18 protein-coding genes are annotated in these 20,379 nt (G+C 44.6%); 16 read left to right on the forward strand and 2 right to left on the reverse strand.

All coding sequences use genetic code 11. From position 1 onward, the window contains the following. Positions 1–82: 82 nt before the first annotated feature. Positions 83–790, reverse strand: coding sequence for a bifunctional 2-polyprenyl-6-hydroxyphenol methylase/3-demethylubiquinol 3-O-methyltransferase UbiG (gene ubiG, locus VEA_RS07875; protein WP_031780424.1), 708 nt, complete (start codon positions 788–790; stop codon positions 83–85). Positions 791–1,270: 480 nt separating this feature from the next. On the opposite strand from ubiG, the gene gyrA reads away from it, so the two are divergent. The 3 genes from gyrA (at position 1,271) to VEA_RS07890 (ending at position 5,332) form a co-directional block, all read left to right on the forward strand. Beyond that, positions 1,271–3,991 carry a DNA topoisomerase (ATP-hydrolyzing) subunit A gene (gene gyrA / locus VEA_RS07880; RefSeq protein ID WP_012841630.1) on the forward strand — a complete coding sequence of 907 codons (2,721 nt, stop codon included), beginning with the start codon at positions 1,271–1,273 and terminating at the stop codon, positions 3,989–3,991. A gap of 123 nt (positions 3,992–4,114) precedes the next feature. Beyond that, positions 4,115–4,738: a TPR domain-containing protein gene (locus VEA_RS07885; protein ID WP_006743142.1), complete on the forward strand. Its 624-nt coding sequence runs from the start codon at positions 4,115–4,117 to the stop codon at positions 4,736–4,738. Positions 4,739–4,777: 39 nt separating this feature from the next. Next, on the forward strand, positions 4,778–5,332 hold the full coding sequence (locus tag VEA_RS07890; protein ID WP_012841631.1) for a hypothetical protein: 555 nt from the start codon (positions 4,778–4,780) through the stop codon (positions 5,330–5,332). A gap of 87 nt (positions 5,333–5,419) precedes the next feature. Here the strand turns inward: VEA_RS07890 and nrfA are convergent, their stop codons facing one another. Then, the gene (gene nrfA / locus VEA_RS07895) at positions 5,420–6,829 is read right to left on the reverse strand and encodes an ammonia-forming nitrite reductase cytochrome c552 subunit (RefSeq protein ID WP_006743141.1); all 1,410 of its coding nucleotides are present in this window, start codon (positions 6,827–6,829) and stop codon (positions 5,420–5,422) included. Positions 6,830–7,296: 467 nt separating this feature from the next. On the opposite strand from nrfA, the gene nrfB reads away from it, so the two are divergent. The 13 genes from nrfB to VEA_RS07960 all read left to right on the forward strand — a co-directional run bounded on the left by nrfB (position 7,297) and on the right by VEA_RS07960 (position 20,286). Then, on the forward strand, positions 7,297–7,899 hold the full coding sequence (nrfB, locus tag VEA_RS07900) for a cytochrome c nitrite reductase pentaheme subunit (RefSeq protein WP_012841633.1): 603 nt from the start codon (positions 7,297–7,299) through the stop codon (positions 7,897–7,899). A 1-nt stretch (position 7,900) separates the two neighbouring features. Then, positions 7,901–8,587: a cytochrome c nitrite reductase Fe-S protein gene (gene nrfC / locus VEA_RS07905; protein WP_012841634.1), complete on the forward strand. Its 687-nt coding sequence runs from the start codon at positions 7,901–7,903 to the stop codon at positions 8,585–8,587. Further along, positions 8,584–9,555: a cytochrome c nitrite reductase subunit NrfD gene (gene nrfD, locus VEA_RS07910; RefSeq protein WP_006743139.1), complete on the forward strand. Its 972-nt coding sequence runs from the start codon at positions 8,584–8,586 to the stop codon at positions 9,553–9,555. The genes nrfC and nrfD overlap by 4 nt, the downstream gene beginning before the upstream one ends. Before the next feature lie 9 nt (positions 9,556–9,564). Then, positions 9,565–11,469, forward strand: a complete 1,905-nt coding sequence (locus VEA_RS07915; RefSeq protein WP_006743138.1) for a heme lyase CcmF/NrfE family subunit — start codon at positions 9,565–9,567, stop codon at positions 11,467–11,469. Further along, complete coding sequence (locus tag VEA_RS07920; RefSeq protein ID WP_041852916.1) at positions 11,447–11,980, forward strand: DsbE family thiol:disulfide interchange protein; 534 nt, start codon at positions 11,447–11,449, stop codon at positions 11,978–11,980. Before VEA_RS07915 ends, VEA_RS07920 begins: the two co-directional genes overlap by 23 nt. Then, positions 11,967–12,377: a heme lyase NrfEFG subunit NrfF gene (nrfF, locus tag VEA_RS07925; protein ID WP_005394762.1), complete on the forward strand. Its 411-nt coding sequence runs from the start codon at positions 11,967–11,969 to the stop codon at positions 12,375–12,377. Before VEA_RS07920 ends, nrfF begins: the two co-directional genes overlap by 14 nt. A 146-nt stretch (positions 12,378–12,523) precedes the next feature. Next, on the forward strand, positions 12,524–12,700 hold the full coding sequence (locus tag VEA_RS07930; protein WP_005394761.1) for a hypothetical protein: 177 nt from the start codon (positions 12,524–12,526) through the stop codon (positions 12,698–12,700). A 216-nt stretch (positions 12,701–12,916) separates the two neighbouring features. Next, complete coding sequence (locus VEA_RS07935; protein ID WP_005394759.1) at positions 12,917–13,573, forward strand: GTP cyclohydrolase II; 657 nt, start codon at positions 12,917–12,919, stop codon at positions 13,571–13,573. A 176-nt stretch (positions 13,574–13,749) separates the two neighbouring features. Next, positions 13,750–15,012, forward strand: coding sequence for an imelysin family protein (locus VEA_RS07940; RefSeq protein ID WP_012841636.1), 1,263 nt, complete (start codon positions 13,750–13,752; stop codon positions 15,010–15,012). A 97-nt stretch (positions 15,013–15,109) separates the two neighbouring features. After that, the gene (locus tag VEA_RS07945) at positions 15,110–16,492 is read left to right on the forward strand and encodes a di-heme oxidoreductase family protein (RefSeq protein ID WP_006743135.1); all 1,383 of its coding nucleotides are present in this window, start codon (positions 15,110–15,112) and stop codon (positions 16,490–16,492) included. Positions 16,493–16,502: 10 nt separating this feature from the next. Then, a complete protein-coding gene (locus VEA_RS07950) occupies positions 16,503–17,540 on the forward strand; it encodes an imelysin family protein (RefSeq protein ID WP_006743134.1) in 1,038 nt (345 codons plus the stop codon). Then, positions 17,521–18,603, forward strand: a complete 1,083-nt coding sequence (locus VEA_RS07955; RefSeq protein ID WP_012841637.1) for a DUF1513 domain-containing protein — start codon at positions 17,521–17,523, stop codon at positions 18,601–18,603. The genes VEA_RS07950 and VEA_RS07955 overlap by 20 nt, the downstream gene beginning before the upstream one ends. A gap of 120 nt (positions 18,604–18,723) precedes the next feature. Continuing rightward, on the forward strand, positions 18,724–20,286 hold the full coding sequence (locus VEA_RS07960) for a L,D-transpeptidase family protein (RefSeq protein ID WP_483027954.1): 1,563 nt from the start codon (positions 18,724–18,726) through the stop codon (positions 20,284–20,286). Positions 20,287–20,379 lie beyond the last annotated feature (93 nt).

The raw sequence follows: 20,379 nt of genomic DNA on the forward strand, positions 1-20,379 counted from the left end.
GCGGCAACTTTGTGCTACCGCTTTCGATTCATTTTCTACAAAAAATGTCAATCACAAAACACATTTTTTAACTTAATAGCGTTCAGTATTTTTTAGTATGAACGATGTAGTTTACATCTACATTACGACCGAGTTTGTAGCTGTCATTTAGAGGGTTGTAATGAAGCCCCGTAATGCCCATTTCCGTCAGGTCTGTTTGGTCTATCATCTTCATCATTTCGGCAGGCTTGATAAACTTCTCGTGCTCGTGAGTCCCCTCAGGAACAATCTTAAGAAGCTTCTCTGCACCGACAATAGCAAACAAGTATGACTTGATGTTTCGGTTCAAGGTTGAGAAAAACACGTGACCACCAGGTTTTACTAGCGCAGCACAAGAGCGGATAACGGAGAGAGGATCTGGAACGTGTTCAAGCATCTCCATACAAGTCACGACATCGTAAGTCCCTGCGTTTTCTATAGCGTGGTCTTCTATTGTGCTCTGAATGTAGGTCAGTTGAGTACCGGTTTCTAATGCATGTAGTCGTGCGACTTCTAAAGGTTCTTTGCCCATATCAAGTCCAGTAACAATAGCGCCTTCTTTCGCCATGCTTTCAGCAAGAATGCCACCACCACAGCCGACATCAAGTGCACGCTTGCCAAACAAGCCATTTGCTTTTTCAAGTACATAGTTCAAACGAAGTGGGTTAATTTGATGAAGCGGCTTAAACTCGCCTTCTAAATCCCACCATCGAGAAGCCATGTCCTCGAATTTCTTAATTTCACTTGGGTCGACGTTTTGTGCTTTAGTCATAATTGGTTTTATTGCATTCAATCTGAGTCCTTTAGAGGGCGTCAGTATACTCCAACGTTTTATAACCAAACAACCTCGATGTGCTTAGTGAAGAGACATGACAGAGCTCACTGGCGCGGCAACAACAGGTTTCTGTAACTTTGAAAACGCTTGCATTATTTTCGGTTCACCCTTGAACTAGTGCCAGTGACAATACTCTAAAACCTGCATTTTTGACGTTGTGTGGATATATTGGGATTAACGATTTCACCTCGGTTTTATACGTACAGAGTCCGATTTTGCTCAATGTTGACCGAAATATAACCACTAATCAGAAAGATATGGGATGAGTGTGCAAATTCTCGACATTTGATTCATAACCAAGCTCACAACCTGATAAAAGGAGAGGGAAAGTGATGCCGAAGTGATGAATTGTGTGTTATATTTTTGCACCTTACACGTATCGTAATTACGATCAGATAATAGAGGGATAATGGCTCTATGAGCGATTTAGCTAAAGAGATCACGCCCGTAAACATTGAAGATGAGCTTAGAGGTTCATATCTAGACTATGCGATGTCAGTCATCGTGGGTCGTGCTCTTCCAGATGTGCGTGATGGCCTAAAACCAGTACACCGCCGCGTTTTATTCGCGATGAACGTACTAGGCAACGATTGGAACAAACCATATAAAAAATCAGCCCGTGTTGTCGGCGACGTAATCGGTAAATATCACCCACACGGTGATAGTGCTGTGTACGACACAATCGTACGTATGGCTCAACCGTTCTCGCTTCGTTACATGCTGGTCGATGGTCAAGGTAACTTTGGCTCTATCGATGGCGACTCTGCTGCGGCAATGCGTTACACCGAAGTTCGAATGGCAAAAATTGCCCATGAACTATTGGCTGACCTAGACAAAGAGACCGTAGACTACGTACCAAACTACGACGGTACTGAGCAGATCCCAGCGGTTCTTCCAACTAAAATTCCAAACCTATTGGTTAACGGTGCTTCTGGTATCGCAGTAGGTATGGCAACCAACATCCCGCCTCATAACCTTGGCGAAGTGATCGATGGCTGTCTTGCATACATCAATAATGAAGAAATCACTATTGATGAACTAATGGATTACATTCCTGGTCCTGATTTCCCAACGGCGGCGCTGATCAGTGGTCGTAAAGGCATTGTAGACGCGTACAAAACAGGTCGCGGTAAAATCTACATGCGTTCGAAAGCGGACATCGAAGTGGAGAAGAATGGTAAAGAAACCATCATCGTCACTGAGATCCCGTACCAGGTAAACAAAGCTCGCTTGATCGAAAAGATCGCTGAGCTAGTTAAAGATAAGAAAGTTGAAGGCATCAGTGCACTACGCGACGAGTCAGATAAAGACGGTATGCGTATTGTTATTGAATGTAAGCGCGACGCAGTGGGCGAAGTGGTTCTAAACAACCTATACGCTCAGACTCAGTTGCAAACCACTTTCGGTATCAACATGGTGGCCCTAAACAATGGCCAACCACAGCTATTCAACCTGAAAGATATGTTGAAGTGCTTCGTTGATCACCGTCGTGAAGTTGTGACTCGTCGTACTATTTTCGAACTACGTAAAGCGCGTGAACGTGCCCACATCCTTGAAGGTTTAGCGCTAGCGCTTGCCAACATTGATGAAATCATTGAGCTTATCCGTAAGGCGCCAACACCGGCTGAAGCAAAAGCGGGCCTTATCGCTCGTGGTTGGGATTTAGGCAACGTTTCAGCAATGCTAGAGCGTGCTGGTACAGATGCTGCGCGCCCTGAATGGCTAGAGCCTGAATACGGTATTCGTGATGGTCAGTACTTCCTGACTGAGCAACAAGCACAAGCTATCCTAGATCTACGTTTACATAAACTAACAGGTCTAGAACACGAGAAGATTCTTGGCGAATACAAAACACTTCTAGAAGAAATCGCTGAACTCATGCATATCCTTGCGAGCACTGAGCGTTTGATGGAAGTGATCCGCGAAGAACTTGAAGCGGTTCGTGATGGTTTTGGTGATGCTCGTCGTACAGAAATCACAGCTGCGAGCCATGATATCGACATGGAAGAGCTGATCGCACGTGAAGACGTTGTGGTTACTCTATCGCACGGTGGTTACGTTAAGTACCAAGTACTGAGCGACTACGAGTCACAGCGCCGTGGTGGTAAAGGTAAGAGTGCAACCAAGATGAAAGATGAAGACCATATCGAGCGTCTTCTAGTGGCGAATACCCACGATAACATCTTGTGTTTCTCTACTCGCGGTAAAACATACCGTCTGAAAGTTTACCAATTGCCTCTAGCGAGCCGCACTGCTCGTGGTAAGCCAATTGTGAACATCCTTCCACTAGAAGAAGGTGAGCGCATTACCGCGATTCTGCGTGTTGATGAATTCTCTGAAGACAAATTCATCTTCATGGCAACAGGTGACGGTACGGTTAAGAAAACGCCGTTGAACCAATTTGCAAATGTTCGTTCAAATGGCCTGATTGCGGTAAACCTACGTGAAGACGATTCGTTAATCGGTGTGGATATCACTAACGGCGAAAACGAAATCATGCTGTTCTCTAAAGCGGGTAAAGTGGTTCGCTTTAAAGAAGCAGAAGAAATTCCAGTACTTGACGAAAATGGTAAGCCAGTTCTTGATGAGAATGGTCAGCCAGAGATCAAGTTTAAAGGTGTTCGTCCTATGGGTCGTACTGCCTCTGGTGTTCGTGGTATGAAACTGGCTGAAAATGACCAAGTTGTATCACTTATCGTTCCTTCGCACGAAGGCGACATCCTAACGGTTACAGAAAACGGTTATGGTAAACGTACAGCGCTGAGCGAGTACCCGACAAAAGGTCGAGGCACTCAAGGTGTCGTTTCTATCAAAGTTTCTGAGCGAAACGGCCCGGTAGTTGGTGCTATCCAGGTTGTTGAAGGTGATGAAATGATGATGATCACCGACGCTGGTACACTAGTACGTACTCGTGTGGGTGAAGTTAGCCAGGTTGGTCGTAACACGCAAGGTGTAACGCTTATCCGTACTGCGGAAGACGAATCTGTTGTTGGTTTGCAACGTATTGAAGAAGTTGATGACGAAGAGCTGCCTGCTGGTGAAGAAGCAGAAGCGTTAGAGTCAACAGACGAAAATACGCAGCAAGATACTCCAGAAGCGCCAGCCGCTGATGATGCAGAGGAAGGTAACGAAGAGTAATCTTTCGTTACTATTCTAATGTAAAAAGCCGAGCCTCAGTTGCTCGGCTTTTTTGTACCTGTATCAACGCAATACAAGCATTAAACCAGTACACTAATACTCAGTTTGTCTAGGGAGCGCGTTATGTCCGTTTGGTTTTTCATTGCCATCACTTTGATGGGATTATTCGTCGTCGTATTATCGCTCAGCGCTTCAAGAGTAAGAGCGGCACAATGGTTCGGTTTTTGTGCTTTGGTATTAGTGTTAACCAGCGCTAGCTTCTTATTGTTGCGTCAATCTCCTCCACAACCTATTCAAGCTGAAGTCTCTCGAATGATGACTGCTCGCGATATCATGCAGGAAATTCAAGACCAATTGCGTGAAGATCCAAACAATGCAGAATTGTGGTTTCAGTTAGGGCAGGGCTACCTGCTAGAGGGAGAACTGGATGGCGCGCTGATTTGTTTTGATTACGCCATCCAACTGACTGAGCCAGTCGGTGCCACGCAACTTGCTGCGAAAGCGACGACCTTATACTACATTCACCAGCAATCAATGACGCAAGAAGTCAGTTTGCTTCTAGAACAAGCTTTGCAGATAGAACCGCACAATGAAGCGGCTTTGTCTTTGATTGCCAATGATCATTTTTTGTCATTCCGCTTTCAGGAAGCCATTGATACTTGGGTGCTATTGCTCGACTCGAACGATCCAAGCTTGGATCGAGTACAAATTATTAACTCGATCAATAAAGCGAAAGAGCTGTTGTAGGAGTAGACTCTAATAAGTAGAAGAAAGGTGGGGGGACGAATGAAGAATAAAGCGTTCGGAATATTGGTGGTGCTGTGCGGCTCCGTGTTAGTGGGTTGTAGCTCTTCCGAACATTCTGGCACCTCATCTGCGGTTTATTACTCTTCCGGTTATTACGACCCTTGGTGGTACGATCATGACGACTACTGGATTTACTACTATCCGGGTTGTTGCGACAACGACGATGAATACAAAGAGAAACTAGAAGAATGGTGGAATGGCTTGGATGAAGAGCAACAGCAATCCATCAAAGACAAAGTCGAAGATTGGAAAGACGATGATATGTCCGCCAATATCGATAACATGAAGCGACAGCTTGACGATCATTGGCAATCGCTGCCTGACGAGCAAAAGCAGGAGATTCAAACCAAGTGGGAGAACCGCCCCAAGCGCATCGAGCCTATGGCTTTACAAGATAAAGCGGTGAAAGAAAAGGTTCAACAAAGAAAAGCATTGCCGGAAACGAAGATCCAGCGCCCAGTTACACGCCCAAATGTGCAGATGCCTAAAACACGTCCACATATTCAGCCTAGGCCGAGACTTCCTCGTCGCTAATCTGTTTTCCTCTGCCTTCTATCAAACAAAAAGGGCGCAACGTGCGCCCTTCGTTTTATCCATTTAACCTAGTGTAATCGATACTGATCAGTACGTTGCTTCGCGCTCAGCAGCTGCTTTATCCCATTCTGGTGCCACCGTTTCTAGGAAGTGTTTCTTGTCTGCGTTCATCTTTTCCATATCCATACCTAGTGCTTGTTGCGCTTTTGCTTTGGTCGAGATATCTGGAATTTGAACTGGGTCAGTAATACCTTTTGTTGCCAGTAAACGAACTAACTTAGTACGAGCGTCAGCAGCGCGATCAACTGCGGTACCGAGTACTTCAAGTGCTACCTCAGGAGCATGCATGTGAACACCGTGAGAAGCAATCGCGTAGTCCCAACGCCATTGTGCATGGCGAATATCTTGTAGGATAGGTTGCATCTCTTCTTCTGTTGCCCCTGCTTCCCATGCTGCACCAGCTTCAAAGTGCGCTGCCACAATTTGCTTCTCGGCGGTTAGCTTCATGTTTAGTACTTGCGCTTTGCGAGTCGAAACGATGCCTTGTAGCTGCTCTTTGGTTTGAGTATGGCATTGCGCACAGGTGTCTTCAAAACGATCAAACGGGTTACCCACTTTGTGGTCAGTGTATACCGTACCGTCTTCTTTGGTTACTTTAGGCATGTGACAGTCCACACACACCACTTTGTTTTTGCCATGAATACCCGCTCTCCAAGTTTCGAAACCTGGGTGTTGCGCCTTAAGCATTGGTGCTTTAGAAACGGCGTGCGTCCAATCTTTAAAGTTCAACGCGTCGTAGTATTTCTCCATATCAGCGACGTTGGTCCCCATGTCCCATGGGAATTTGACTGCTTTAGTCGGACCTGTGAAGTAGTACTCGACATGACATTGAGCGCAGACTGACGCTTGTTTATCTAAGCGAGATTGTTGGTCAAAATTTTTGCCGATGGTGTCAAAAGCACGCTCGACGTATGGGCGAGTCAGTGCCAGTGCGGGTTCGCCTTTCTTGAAGGCTTCAGAACCCGTACTGTGACAGTCGGAACAACCGATAGGGTTGACGATTTCTGAGCCCAAGCGCGCCCATTTACCTTCAAAATAGCCGTCTTCACCGCGCTCTTCAATTACGCGGGCGACATCTGGGCTTTTACAACTCCAACAAGCCATCGGCATTGGCCCGGAGTTTTCGTCTGCTGGTGCGCCAGTTCTGAGGGTTTGCCTCACATCATCAAGCGCGTAAAAGTGACCGCGCGCTTTGTTGTAGTCTTTAGCAAAACCATAACCAGCCCACAAGATCACCATGTTTGGGTCTTCACTTAAGGCATCTTCAATATGCTCGCTTTCCGATGTGGCTTTCCAAGAGTGATATTGGTCAGGATGGTTTTGTTCAAAGGTATCATTGCGAGGCTCTATGAGACCAGTATCCTCTGCCGCCAAAGGAGCACCAACCAAAAATAATTGGCTGGCGAATAAGGTCGCAACCGCGATAGGTGCGCTCATCCAGTGTTTTATGCTCACGGTGTTATCTCCATATTCGTTTTTATTAGCAGCGTTGTGAGGAGCTATTCCAAATAAGAATCGGAGATCTATCGTTAATATTAATAGTGAATTGAATAGATGAAATAGTGACCGAAATTGGCCTTGTTTTAGATCAATTTATGCTAGTGATCTTAATCATGTTTAAGTTCATATACCCCCAAAGTGGTATGTTGTAATCCCCTTTAATCACAGCGTGTTATGGGTATAACCATTCTAAAAATAAGGTGATTAAGGTCGCTTTTTGAACATGTGATTCTACCTCTTAGGAATTATAGAGGTATTATAAATACAGGTTTAGCGTTGTGGCTTTCCAAAATAAGAATTGATGTCATTTGAAGGTGTAAAAATATCTTCAGAGGAAATTAATTGTTGCTCAAATAATAGTTGATAAGAGTTATCAATTATTATCGAGCTAAGGAAAGAAAAATATGGGCAATATAAAATTGACCATAGAGACAATGCTGAAATTTCTCTTCATCTTTGCCATCTATGGTTTTTTCACCGCCGCCCATGCGACTTCTTCAGAGCCAGTTGAAGGTGCTCAAGCTGAGCGTCATCAAGTCGAGTTGATCCGTGACCGAGACTATAAATGTCTTCAATGTCATAAGGATGCTAAAGATACTCTGAATCTATCGCATGATTCGCAAGCGTTATTGAGTCAAGGTAAGCAGCTCAATTGCACTAACTGTCACAGCAACATCGGCCCTGATCACCGTGAAGGTGCACCCGATGTGATTAAGTTTTCTGCTGCGCAATCGAAAGCGGTGCACGACAAAGTGTCCCTTGACCCAAGCTTGATTCTCAAAGCTAATAGCCAGTGTGTGGATTGTCACGCGCCACTTAAGTTAAGAGAAAAGCATTGGACGCACGATGTGCACGCCAAGAATCTCACTTGTTCAAACTGTCATGATGTTCATGCCGCAAAAACCAAAGCTTTGTCTTATGACAGAAAACAGCTGATTAAGCAGTGTGTGGATTGTCACTCTGAATTTGCCGTCGAACCTGAACTTGCTAAAGAAGAGGAGAGATAGCATGAAATGTTCGAGAAGAAACTTTTTAGCTAGCAGCGGTGCGTTGATTTTAACTACAGGCGTTGCGGGCACTTCCGTTGTTAGCTCCTCTCTTTATGCCAGCAACAGTGAACAAGCGAAGCGCATGGGTATGGTTCATGATGAAAATGCCTGCATTGGCTGTACCGCTTGTACCGATGCTTGTCGCGAAGTAAATAAAGTCCCTGAAGGCGTGACGCGACTTAAAATTCATCGCAGTGAACCGATTGGCGAATTCCCAGATGTGGAATACCAGTTTACTCGCGAATCCTGTCAGCACTGTGATAATCCACCATGTGTCTATGTGTGCCCAACAGGCGCAGCATACAAAGATGAAGCGACGGGCATTGTGGATGTACACAAAGAGAAATGTGTCGGATGTGGTTATTGCCTTGCTGCTTGTCCTTACCAAGTGCGCTTCTTTAATCCAGTCGATCACTCTGCGGATAAATGCAACTTCTGCCGCGATACCAACCTGGCGCAAGGTAAGCAGCCAGCTTGCGTGGAATCTTGCCCAACAAAAGCACTCATCTTTGGTGATTTAAATGACCCAGCTAGCGAGGTGAGCAAAGCTATCGAAAGCCATGTTGTCTATCGCGATAAATCGCATTTAGGTACGCAGCCTAAACTGTACAAAATTCCGCATAGTAAAGGGGAGGTGTCATCATGAACGGCTTCGAAAGTGCATTCCACTTTGACTCGTTAGTCTGGGATTGGATTATTGCGATTTACTTATTCCTTGCTGGGATGTCAGCAGGTGCGGTGATGATTTCTATCTATTTAAAACGCAAAGTGATTGAAGGTGATCCCGCAAACAATGGCATTATAAAAGCAATGGCTTGGCTAGCGCCATTTGGCATTATTTCTGGCTTAGTGATTTTGATTTTCCACTTAACTAAACCGCTTGAGTTTTGGAAGATCATGATTTACTACAACCCGACTTCCGTGATGTCGATGGGCGTTGTCTTGTTCCAAGTGTACATGCTAGTGCTGTTTGTTTGGATCGGCGTTATCTTCCGTCATCAAATCATCAGCTTTTGTGAAGGGAAGTTACCGAGCAAACTGTTGGATTTTGCCGATGGCATCTTGATTAAAGCAGGGAAAGCCAACAACGCGATTGAGTTGTTCTTGGGCTTTTTAGCGATCGTGCTTGCGGCATACACCGGCTTCTTATTGTCTGCATTGAAGACTTACCCAATGCTAAACAATCCAGTTCTGCCAATCTTATTCCTATTCTCTAGTTTGTCATCTGGCGCAGCAGCATGTTTGATGTTCGGCATCTTGGTGTTTAAAGAGTCGACCAGCAGCCCTAGTGTGTCTTGGGTGCACGGATTTGAACGCCCAGTGGTATTGTTTGAGCTGTTTGTCTTAGTGACATTCTTTACTGGGCTTATCTTTAGTGGCGGGCAAAATGAAGCCGCGGCTTGGAATGCCATTTCGAGTGGGTTCTGGGCTCAGTGGTTCTGGGTTGGGGTGGTGCTCATCGGCATGATAACGCCTTTGACTCTTAATTGGTTGACGCCTTCTGAAGTTCGTCATAGGGGAAGTTACGTTTTTGCGGTCACAACGTTGAGTTTGGTTGGCGTACTCATGCTGCGTACTTTCATTCTCTATGCTGGTCAAATGACCATCGTGTAAGGAGGCAAAATGGAGGCTGAGCTCGGTTTCTTTTTGTTGATATTGGTGGCTGTCGCATCGACATGTGCGACGCTGCTGCATTGGGTTTGCTTTACGCTGCGGAAGAAGGGAGTGTTGCCACACCAAACCGCAACGTCTCATATTATCAGCTTAGCCTCCTTAGTTTGTTTGGCGCTTTTGATAGTCTGTTTTATTCAGGATAATTTTGCGCTTGAGTATGTGGTTACACACTCGAATAGCCAGTTACCTATCGCGTTTAAGATTGCAGCTGCTTGGGGCGGCCATCAAGGGTCTATGTTGTTTTGGGTCGTTACGTTGAGCTTATGGGCGTCTTTTATTGCTATCAAGTCGCCAGTTTGCACTCAATATACAGGCGATGGCTTGGGTATCATGAACTTACTTATTGCTATTTTCGCTTGGTTTACCCTCACCACGTCTAATCCTTTTGAGTATGCTCAGACGCTAGCGTTGGAGGGACGAGATCTCAATCCGATGTTGCAAGATATCGGGCTTATTATTCATCCACCGCTGTTGTATTTGGGTTACGTTGGTTATGCCGCGATACTGGCGTTCGCCTTAGCTGCGTTATTAGCGAAACGACCTATAAATGAATGGTATGGTGTTGCCCGTAGTGCCGCTTTCTTTGCTTGGGGTACGCTAACAATTGGAATTTTGATCGGTTCTTGGTGGGCATACAATGAATTAGGTTGGGGCGGGTGGTGGTTTTGGGACCCGGTAGAAAACGCGTCTTTGCTGCCTTGGTTAATGGGTACCGCACTACTGCATAGCGGTGTGTTGTCGAAGCGTAATAAAGGAGCAATTTGGAGCACCTACGCATTGGCTTTTGCGACGTTCAGTTTGAGTATTCTCGGCACATTTGTGGTGAGATCGGGTGTATTAACCTCAGTACACGCGTTTGCGGTTGATCCAACCAAAGGTGTAGTACTTCTTGCTGTTCTTAGCGTTTTGGTGATTGTTACCTTTGGTGTGCTCATTATGCGAGGGCTACATATTCCTCGTTTTACGCTCGATTCGTTAATAAGTCGTGCTTACATGGTATACATCGCTATTGGACTTCTCGTTGTTTGTATGGCGATTGTTTTCCTCGGTACCTTTTACCCAATGCTTTATCAACTGCTTGGCTTGGGTAATATATCCGTTGGGGCACCTTACTTTAAAAGCCTCGTTTTTCCCCTTACATTACTTGCTCTGACCTTTCTCGCCTTTATGCCCGTGTTGAAGTGGACGAAAGGAGCCAGTCCTCATGCCGTTAAAACCATTGGGTTTGTCGGTATTCATGTTATTGCGGTTAGCGCTATTTTCGTTTTTGCTACTAAAGAGCTTCATATAACGACTTTGATTACTCTGGTATTAGCGACGTGGGTAGTGGTTTCTCATGTGCTATTGCTGTTTTGTGCAGAAAACAAGAGCAAATTAATGCCTATGTTTCTTGCTCATGTTGGCTTTGCGTTGGGTGCAAGCGGGGCAGTATTTAATAGTGACTATTCGTATGAATACAACTTACGGGTAGAGCCTGGTAGCTCGTATCAAAAAGCGGGTATCACCGTTGATTATCATGGAATTGAATGGTTAGTTGGGCCGAACTACACCGCAGAACAGGGAAGTGTTGATCTTTATTTGGAGAGCGGTAAGGCGTTGAACTTTCAACCCGAGAAACGGCATTACCCTGTACGCGTGATGAATATGACCGAGCCCGCTATTCGATCACTATGGCATGGAGACTACTACATCACTTTGGGTGACAAGCTCGACAACAGCGCCTACGCAATTAAAGTGCAATATCGCGCGGGCATATGGTGGATATGGTTTGGTGGCGCTTTAATCGTAATAAGTGCTTTGGGGAGTATGATGAATCTAAGGGGAAAAGGTAATGAGATCGAAAAATACGCTTAAACTGATCGTTCTCATATTGCTAGTTGCGATTTTTTTTGTCACCGCGACAATGGCATTATCCGATAGACCAAACGTAGAAATACAACAAAATCGTATGTTATCTATCCCAGATTTTACCGCTTACTCACTCATTTCAGGCAATCGAATCACCGATGCAGTACTAGAAAATCAAGGTTATGTGCTATTGAATGTTTGGGCGTCTTGGTGCGGGGTTTGTAAACAAGAACATGATGATTTGCTCAACTTAGCTCGACAAGGTGTGCCCATCGTTGGTCTTAACTATCGAGATAAAGAAAGCGCGGCTAAACGCTATTTGAGCTCTTCACACAATCCATATACCGAAGTTATATCCGATCCTAATGGGCAACTGGCGGTTGAACTTGGTGTAATAGGAACGCCGGAAACTTACTTAATTGATCAAAATGGCAATGTTTTGATCAAATATAGAGGTAAGTTAACAATAGACAAATGGAACTCGTTATTTTCGGGGTATTTTAATGTCTCACTTTAAATATGCTTACTTCATTATTGTTTTGTTTTCTTTGTGTTCTTCTTGGGTCAAAGCAGAGCAAATTACGCAGCATGTTGATCTGTTTGAATTTCATTCCGTTGAACTGCAACAAAGAGCAAATGCATTAGCTAAGGCTTTACGATGCCCACAATGTCAAAACCAAAACCTTGTTGAATCTAATGCACAAGCCGCTAAAGATTTAAGATTGAAAGTGTACTCGATGGTAAACGAAGGAAGTACGGATCAAGAGGTAAAAGATTATTTGGTTCAGAGATATGGGAATATCGTTTTGTATCAGCCACCATTTAATTATTCGACAGCAGCGTTGTGGATCTTTCCTCTATTACTTTTGATCTTTTTTATCCTATTTTCGATCAAAATGATAAAGCGTCAATAATGTGACCACTATTCCACTATGGGAAATAAATCGTGCAGATAACAAACAGAATGTTATCATTTTTCCGAATTTATGAAGATTCCAGTATAAAGAAAATCAACGATTTGAGCTGGAGAAGTAATAAAAGAACTAAGTAGGTGCACGCAGTGGATTCAGTTATATTACAGTTAAAAAAAGACTTTTATTCGCAGATTCGTGCATTGCAAACCTCGAAACTGCCTCAAGTTACATCGTCTCTTGCCGTATTAACCGAAGAAGAAATTCAAGAACTCGAAGCGGTATGGATAGAGCTTACGGTTTGGAAACGTAGCCAAACACATTAAATCATCACCCCTACATGCAACTCATTATCAACCCCAGACAAAATTTGTCTGGGGTTTTTTATTGTAGTTTTTCAAAATTGTTATACTATAACAATTCGTCGGCGCGGGGAGTTGTTCTCTTTGGCTGTCTTTAGGGGATAACTGCTCTCAATTGTGATCTCTATATTGAAAAATGCGGTATCAATCCCCATAGTTGAAGAGCAATGAGTGAATCCCATGAATGCAATAACGAAAACGCATCAAGCGCATCAAGCAATAAATCGAGTGAGTATAGATATGGCGGAAGTACGTGCCAGAGTAGATTTTAAAGTCGGGGCTAAAAGTAATATCGATGCTGAAATCCTGTCTTTTCGTGGCCTGAAGACAGATAAAGAGCATGTGGCAGTTATCTTTAGGCAAGCGGATCAAACGCAAGAAACGCCTTTGGTGCGTATGCATTCAGAATGTCTTACTGGTGATGTTTTTCACTCATCCCGCTGTGATTGCGGCGAGCAATTAGAAGAAACCATTCAACGCATGGGCGAATCTGGCGGTATTATTTTATACCTACGTCAGGAAGGTCGTGGTATTGGTCTATACAACAAGATTGATGCGTACCGTTTGCAAAGCCAAGGTATGAACACCTATGAAGCAAACAACCATTTGGGTTTTGACGATGACCTTCGTGATTTCACTGAAGCAGCGCAAATGCTCGAAGCATTAGGTGTGAGTAAAATTCGTCTTGTGACCAACAACCCTAAGAAAATTCGTGAATTAGCAGAATACGGCATCGAGATTGTTGAGGTTGTCAATACCTCTGCACATATTAAAGATGGTAATGAAAGCTACCTAAAAGCAAAAGTTTCTCATGGTAAGCACAATCTAAAATTCTGATTTTATTTATTAAATCATCAGTTTTGCATGTTAAAAGCCTCACAATGATGAGGCTTTTTTTGTATCTAGAGTTGAAAATAAATTGTAAATTTGTATTATCTCGTGACTAATAGTGCAAATAAGAATAATTAGCACTACGAATAAAACAAATAAATTGCTCAACAAGGATGCTTCAGATGAATGCAAAAACAGTTTTAGTCCAATCTATTGCTGCATCACTCCTCATTGCCAGTGGTTCTACCGTTGCTGCCCAAGTAACGAAACAACAAGTCGTTGAACATTATGCAGACGTTGCACATGCAGTCTTTGCTGACTCAGTGACAACGGCGAAAACGCTCGACGTAAAAATCGACGAATTCCTAAAATCGCCATCAGCGGATAAGCTTGAAGAAGTAAAACAAGCGTGGCTAGACTCTCGCGTTCCGTACCAACAATCTGAAGTGTTCCGTTTTGGTAACGCGATTGTTGATGACTGGGAAGGGCAGTTAAATGCATGGCCACTTGATGAAGGCCTAATTGACTACGTAGCGACAGATTACCAATATGAACTCGGTAACGAAGGCGCTGCTGCAAACATCATCGCAAACACCAGTTTACAGATTGGTGCTTCTAAACTAGACGTTTCAAACATTACTCCAGAATTGCTAGCGGATCTCAACGAAGTAGGTGGTTCTGAGGCAAACGTTGCGTCAGGTTACCACGCGATTGAATTCTTACTTTGGGGTCAAGACCTAAACGGCACAAACGCAGGCGCAGGTCAGCGCGCTTACACAGACTTCGTTGTCGGTTCTGAATGTACGAATGGTCACTGTGACCGTCGTGGTGAGTACCTAAAAGCGGCAGCCGATCTACTGGTTCAAGACCTTGAATGGATGGAAAAACAGTGGTCTGCGGAAGTGAAAGGCAACTACCGTGAAACGTTTCTTAATGATTCTGCGGATAATGGCCTACGTAAAATGTTGTTCGGTATGGGTTCATTGTCTTTAGGTGAGCTTGCTGGTGAGCGTATGAAGGTGGCGTTGGAAGCAAACTCGACAGAAGATGAGCACGATTGTTTCTCAGACAATACGCACAACTCTCATTACTACAACGAGCAGGGCATCTATAACGTTTACACAGGTCTTTACAAGCGTGAAGACGGCACATTGCTTTCTGGTCCGAGTATTGCTGACCTAGTGGCTCAAAAAGACAAACAAGCAGCTAAAGAGATCCAGAAGCAGTTTGATGTTACGCGTAATCAAGTTGGTAAATTGGTTACGTCTGCGGAGAAGAACAACCAACACTTCGACCAGTTAATTGCAGCGGGTAATGCACAAGGCAACACGTTAGTGAATGACACCATCATGTCATTGGTTGCTCAAACCGGTTCAATTGAACGTGCTGCGGGTATCATTGGTATTGATAGCCTAAGCCCTGATACTGCAGACCACGAGTTTTAATCAAAGTACAAAAAATAATTGAAAGGGCTCGTTTGAGCCCTTTACCGTTTTAACTCGCTGTTATCCCACCCCTCTTGTTGTGTTTTAGAGCAATGATATGAAGCCTTACTTAATTTCGGCCTTGGCCGTGATCTTTTCTTCTACTGCTATCGCGTATGATGTGAAATCTGGTGGACAAACGAGCGTGAAAAAAGAAGGCGCCAACGCGTATTCTCTTCCTGCCGCGAACCTTCCTATGAGTAAACGTCTTGATTTTAGCGTGGGCAATAGTTTTTTCCGCAACCCTTGGGTACAAGCGCCAGCGTCTACCGATGCCAGAGATGGTTTGGGACCTCTTTTCAATACAAATGGTTGTCAAAACTGCCACATCAAAGATGGTCGTGGTCATCCTCCAGAGCAAAATGATTTGCATGCGGTGTCCATGTTAGTGCGTTTGAGCATCCCTGCGATGACGTCAGAACAAAAAACAGCGTACATCAGAGACGGCGTTATACCTGAGCCGACTTATGGCGGCCAGCTCCAAGACTTTGCCCTGCAAGATCAAACGCCAGAAGGAAAAATCGAAATCACCTACACCGATGTGCCAGTGAAGTTTAAAGACGGCACGAAGGTGACATTAAGAAAACCTCATTTGAATATTACCGATCTAGGTTACGGCGATATGCACCCTGATACGGAATTTTCAGCGCGTGTTGCACCGCCAATGATCGGCCTTGGTTTGTTAGAGAGTATTCCTGACGAAACGCTACTTGCATGGGCTGATGCACAAGATGCAAATAAAGACGGTATCTCAGGTAAAGTAAACAAGGTTTGGGATATTGAGAAGGACGACTTCTCGATTGGTCGTTTTGGCTGGAAAGCCGGACAACCGACGTTAATGCAGCAAAATGCAGCAGCATTCAATGGTGATGTGGGTCTGACGAGCCATTTATTCCCCAATGAAAACTGTACCTCGAAACAAAGTATTTGTGACGACATGCCAAATGGCGGCAAACCAGAAGTGAGTGAAAATATTCTCGACTTCGTTGAGTTTTACAGCCAGCACTTAGCCGTACCTATTCGCCGAAATATGAACAATCCTAGCGTGAAACTCGGTCAGAAAATCTTTGCGGCTTCTGGCTGTGAAAGCTGCCATAAGACCAGTGTCAAAACGGCGAAGCGACCAGAGTTACCAGCGCTTTCTGAGCAGCTTATCCATCCATATACAGACATGCTTCTGCACGATATGGGTGAAGGTTTAGCCGATAACCGTCCTGAGTACTTAGCAAACGGCCGTGAATGGCGAACGGCACCCCTATGGGGCATTGGTTATACCGAAGAAGTAAACGGGCATACTTACTTCTTACATGATGGCCGCGCCCGTAATCTGATGGAAGCGGTACTGTGGCACGGCGGTGAAGCGGAAACGGCGAAACAAAACGTGCTAGCACTGAACAAAAAAGAACGTGATGCATTGATTGCGTTTCTGAATTCTCTATAAGGAAGCAACCATGAAAAAAACACTGTTAGTGAGTGCGGTTGCCGCAACGTTAAGTTTGGTTGGTTGCCAATCGACAGTCGGTTCTCGCTCTGCCAAGCCTGAGAGTACAAGTCATATTTCTCAAGCGGTCTACGAAGTTGAGTTTCAATCAGCGCAGACATTTTTAGGGCAAACCACAGAACTAGAACAAAGCTTCGCGGATTACTGCACATCAGAGACGAAAGATGATGCGCAAGTAAAACAGCAATGGCACCAAACTATGCTGACGTGGATGGCATTACAAGGTCAAGAGCGTGGCCCTGCTACGGCGTTGGAGCAAAGTTGGAATGTCCAGTTTTGGCCAGATAAAAAGAACACCACTGGCCGAAAAATGTCTGTGCTGACGAAATCTGACCAAGTTTGGAGTGCGGAAAAGATCTCCACGCAAAGTGTTACTGTGCAAGGCCTAGGTGCACTAGAATGGCTGCTTTACGATAAAGCGTCGACCTTATCTAGCAACAGCAATACCTGTGCGACAGGTATTGCAATTGCTGAAAACCTAGAGAACAAAGCGCAGATCATCGCAGATTCTTGGGCACAAAATCCCTGGAAGTCGTTAGAGATGACGGAATGGAAATCCGAGTACATTTCGCTGCTTTCTAATCAGCTTGACTACAGTATGAAGAAGTTGAGTCGTCCATTAGCGAAGATTGGTAAGCCTCGTCCTTACTTTTCTGAATCTTGGCGTTCAGAGACGTCGCTTTCAAACTTAAAAGCAAACCTTGAAGCAATGGAAGCGCTGTATCTTGCCAACGGTAATGGTCTAGATGCACTACTAAGAGAGCAAGGCCATGTAGATCTCGCAGACCGTATTGTTCACCAGTTTGAAATGGCGTTGGAAACATGGCCGGAAGATAAGAGTTTGTTCACGGCTTTACAAAGTAAAGAAGGCTACCGCATGGTACTCGCTCAATACAATAAGCTAGAGCAATTGAAGTACTTGATCCATGAAGAGGTGGCGATCGAGCTTGGCGTAGTTATAGGATTTAATGCAACCGATGGTGACTGATCAAATCCGCCGAACCTTACTGAAAGCCGCACTCTTTGGTGCGGCCGCACCTATGATGCCATTTGGTTGTGCTTCAACACGTTCACGTCAACCAGCGTTGATTGGCTGCTCAATCATCGGCCGAGATAAATACGCAGCGGTAGTGGCCGATGAGCATGGTATGCCGCTATCTTCGTTGCCGATTCCTGAGCGTGGTCATGGTGTGGCGACCAACCCACAAGGTCACGCAGTGGTCTTTGGTCGTCGACCAGGAACTTTCTTCATGGTGTTTGATTATCACTCTGAGCAGATGATCAAGCTGCAGCTAGCAAAACCGGATCGCCATTTCTATGGTCATGGTGTTTACTCCCGTGACGGCACGTTGCTATTTGCTACAGAAGGGGAAAGGGGCACAAGCCGTGGGATCATCGGTGTTTATGATGTGCAAAAGCAATATCAAAAGATCGATGAGTTAACGGGTTTTGGCCTTGGCCCTCATGAAGTGATCATGATGCCTGATGGCGCATTAGCGATTGGCGTCGGTGGCGTACACACCAACGGCCGTGAACCGCTCAATCTTGATAGCATGAGACCAAGCCTGAGTTACCTTTCACAAGAAGGTGAGCTGTTGGATCAAGTCTCTTTACCAGATCATAAGTTGAGCATCCGTCATTTAGCGCATGATGGTGCAGAGACGGTACTGTGTGGTCAGCAATATCGTGGAGAGCCGGATGAATACCCAGCTTTACTTGCGATGCACACTCGTGGAGGCGTGATGCAATCTTTGCATGCGGAACCCGAAGAGTGGGCGAGATTTAATCACTATGTCGCGAGTATCGCGGCGACGGATGAATGGATCCTTGCGACTTCTCCTCCAGGCAGTTGTTATGGGATATGGTCTAAATCTACAGGAAAATTGGTAGAACTAAGTGCGTTACCAGACGCCTCTGGTGTTGTGGTCTATGGCGATGAGTTCCGAGTCAGCTCTGGTGCTGGCAAAGTGGTTGAGCAAAGGCCAACGACACATAAAAGCGCTTCTTTTAGTGGTGTTCAATGGGATAACCATTGGTCAAAGATTGTTTGAACCCAAATAGATAAAGAAACTTGATGTTAATTTCAACATCAGATTCTTAATTTTAAACCTGCAAGCTGTGAGATATTTGCCATACTTTTCATTATGGCAAGTAGCGCAAGGATCGTTTCAGTGTTTGCTAGGGTTTTAATCATGACGGCACTTATGGTGCCGTTTTTCAGCTTTTCTACCGTCGTTTCTCTCGAAGCTTCTGCACAAACAGAGCAAGAGGGAGCGGTACAAAAGCTGTCTGTCGAAAAAATGATCCATTATCCAGAGGTGATTGACCAGCTTTATCAAAGTACTAATTACCGTTTGAACTGGGAAAATGAAAGCGATATTGAGCAGTTTCTTTTTCAAGTAAACCTGGTTGCTCTTGCTGGCGTCACGGACGAATTCGAGAATCAACTCCATCGTATAAACCAAGTTCGATGGCAGGGAGATAACCTCGACTTTGATTTGGTAATGACAGATTCACTCTTGATGTATCTCAGCTATCTCGAGCAGCTCCCTGAAGAAGGTATCAATTGGTTATTTGCTAACAAAGCCCACGTGATTTTACCTGCTCCTAGCATCGATACTTTGTCCGTACTGAGTAACGAAATTACGGTAGGCAAACTTAGTCAATTCTTAGCAAGCCTTCGCTCTCCTTTACAAACGGACGAAGCTTTTTATTCCGCTTACTCCTCTTTATCCGAGCACGCTAAGTATCAATATCCAATCTATGAACAAACGGGCCTTGCCCGTGTCGGTGACCAATTAGAAAATAAACCGCTTCTGATTGAGCGTATGGAAGTGGTTGGTGTGGATGTATCGTATTTAGATATCACGACCCAACAGTATGATGAAGAATTAGAGTTAGCGGTGAAAGAGTTTCAGCGTATTCATGGCTTGAAAGAAGATGGGGTGATTGGCCCGAATACCATTCGATGGATCAACTTTTCTCCTCAAGAACGATTGCATCTATTGGCGCTGAACTCAGAACGTTCAAGGATTTGGTCCAAAGACAGAGATAATGTTGTCTTTGTAAATGTACCTGGATACGAAGTGACGTATTGGCACGATGGTCAACCGTTGTTCGAGTCTAAAGTTGTGGTTGGCAGAGCCTCAAGAAAAACACCAATCATGTCGGGGACTCTTGACTCCGTCATTCTCAACCCCACATGGAATGTGCCATGGACCATAATGGTGAAAGACATCATTCCTAAAGTGAAACGTAATCCGATGTATTTGATTAACCACAACATTCAAATCATCCGGTCTTGGACTTCAAACGAAATTATTGACCCTACAACCATCAATTGGGCGACGGTGAATCCGAGAACATTTCCTTATCGTATGCGACAGGCATCGGGATTACACAATGCATTGGGATTGTATAAGTTTAATATGCCAAACCCCCAAGCTATCTATTTGCATGATACGCCAAGTAAAAACTTGTTCGAACGAGATAGACGCGCATTCAGTTCCGGGTGTGTCCGCGTTGAACATGCCGACCAACTGGCGGAGCTCTTATTCAAAACTCAGGGACTAGAAGAGCGCTTAGCGAAAAAACGGGAAAGTACGCGTCGCTCTAATACGTCGGTTCCTTTAGGAGAACGCATCCAAGTGCACATTATTTATCAAACCGCATGGCTAGAAGAGGGAACACTTTACTACCGAGATGATATCTATAAATACGATCACCGTAGTTGAGATCTTTAAATAAAATTTACAAAACTAAGAATCTTCTGTTTGTTCAATAATTAAGCGTTAATCGCCACATCTTAAAATTAAGGTGGAGCGATT

The organism is Vibrio antiquarius (assembly GCF_000024825.1).
GTDB lineage: Bacteria > Pseudomonadota > Gammaproteobacteria > Enterobacterales > Vibrionaceae > Vibrio > Vibrio diabolicus.

Bases quoted from the DNA above. Each gene is read 5' to 3' on its own strand.
- gyrA (WP_012841630.1), top strand. From the start codon at position 1,271: ATGAGCGATTTAGCTAAAGAGATCACGCCCGTAAACATTGAAGATGAG.
- VEA_RS07945 (WP_006743135.1), top strand. From the start codon at position 15,110: ATGAAGCCTTACTTAATTTCGGCCTTGGCCGTGATCTTTTCTTCTACT.
- VEA_RS07950 (WP_006743134.1), top strand. From the start codon at position 16,503: ATGAAAAAAACACTGTTAGTGAGTGCGGTTGCCGCAACGTTAAGTTTG.
- VEA_RS07940 (WP_012841636.1), top strand. From the start codon at position 13,750: ATGAATGCAAAAACAGTTTTAGTCCAATCTATTGCTGCATCACTCCTC.
- VEA_RS07935 (WP_005394759.1), top strand. From the start codon at position 12,917: ATGAATGCAATAACGAAAACGCATCAAGCGCATCAAGCAATAAATCGA.
- VEA_RS07915 (WP_006743138.1), top strand. From the start codon at position 9,565: ATGGAGGCTGAGCTCGGTTTCTTTTTGTTGATATTGGTGGCTGTCGCA.
- nrfA (WP_006743141.1), bottom strand. From the start codon at position 6,829: ATGAGCGCACCTATCGCGGTTGCGACCTTATTCGCCAGCCAATTATTT.
- VEA_RS07890 (WP_012841631.1), top strand. From the start codon at position 4,778: ATGAAGAATAAAGCGTTCGGAATATTGGTGGTGCTGTGCGGCTCCGTG.
- VEA_RS07920 (WP_041852916.1), top strand. From the start codon at position 11,447: ATGAGATCGAAAAATACGCTTAAACTGATCGTTCTCATATTGCTAGTT.
- nrfC (WP_012841634.1), top strand. From the start codon at position 7,901: ATGAAATGTTCGAGAAGAAACTTTTTAGCTAGCAGCGGTGCGTTGATT.
- ubiG (WP_031780424.1), bottom strand. From the start codon at position 790: ATGACTAAAGCACAAAACGTCGACCCAAGTGAAATTAAGAAATTCGAG.
- VEA_RS07885 (WP_006743142.1), top strand. From the start codon at position 4,115: ATGTCCGTTTGGTTTTTCATTGCCATCACTTTGATGGGATTATTCGTC.
- nrfF (WP_005394762.1), top strand. From the start codon at position 11,967: ATGTCTCACTTTAAATATGCTTACTTCATTATTGTTTTGTTTTCTTTG.
- nrfB (WP_012841633.1), top strand. From the start codon at position 7,297: ATGGGCAATATAAAATTGACCATAGAGACAATGCTGAAATTTCTCTTC.
- nrfD (WP_006743139.1), top strand. From the start codon at position 8,584: ATGAACGGCTTCGAAAGTGCATTCCACTTTGACTCGTTAGTCTGGGAT.
- VEA_RS07955 (WP_012841637.1), top strand. From the start codon at position 17,521: ATGCAACCGATGGTGACTGATCAAATCCGCCGAACCTTACTGAAAGCC.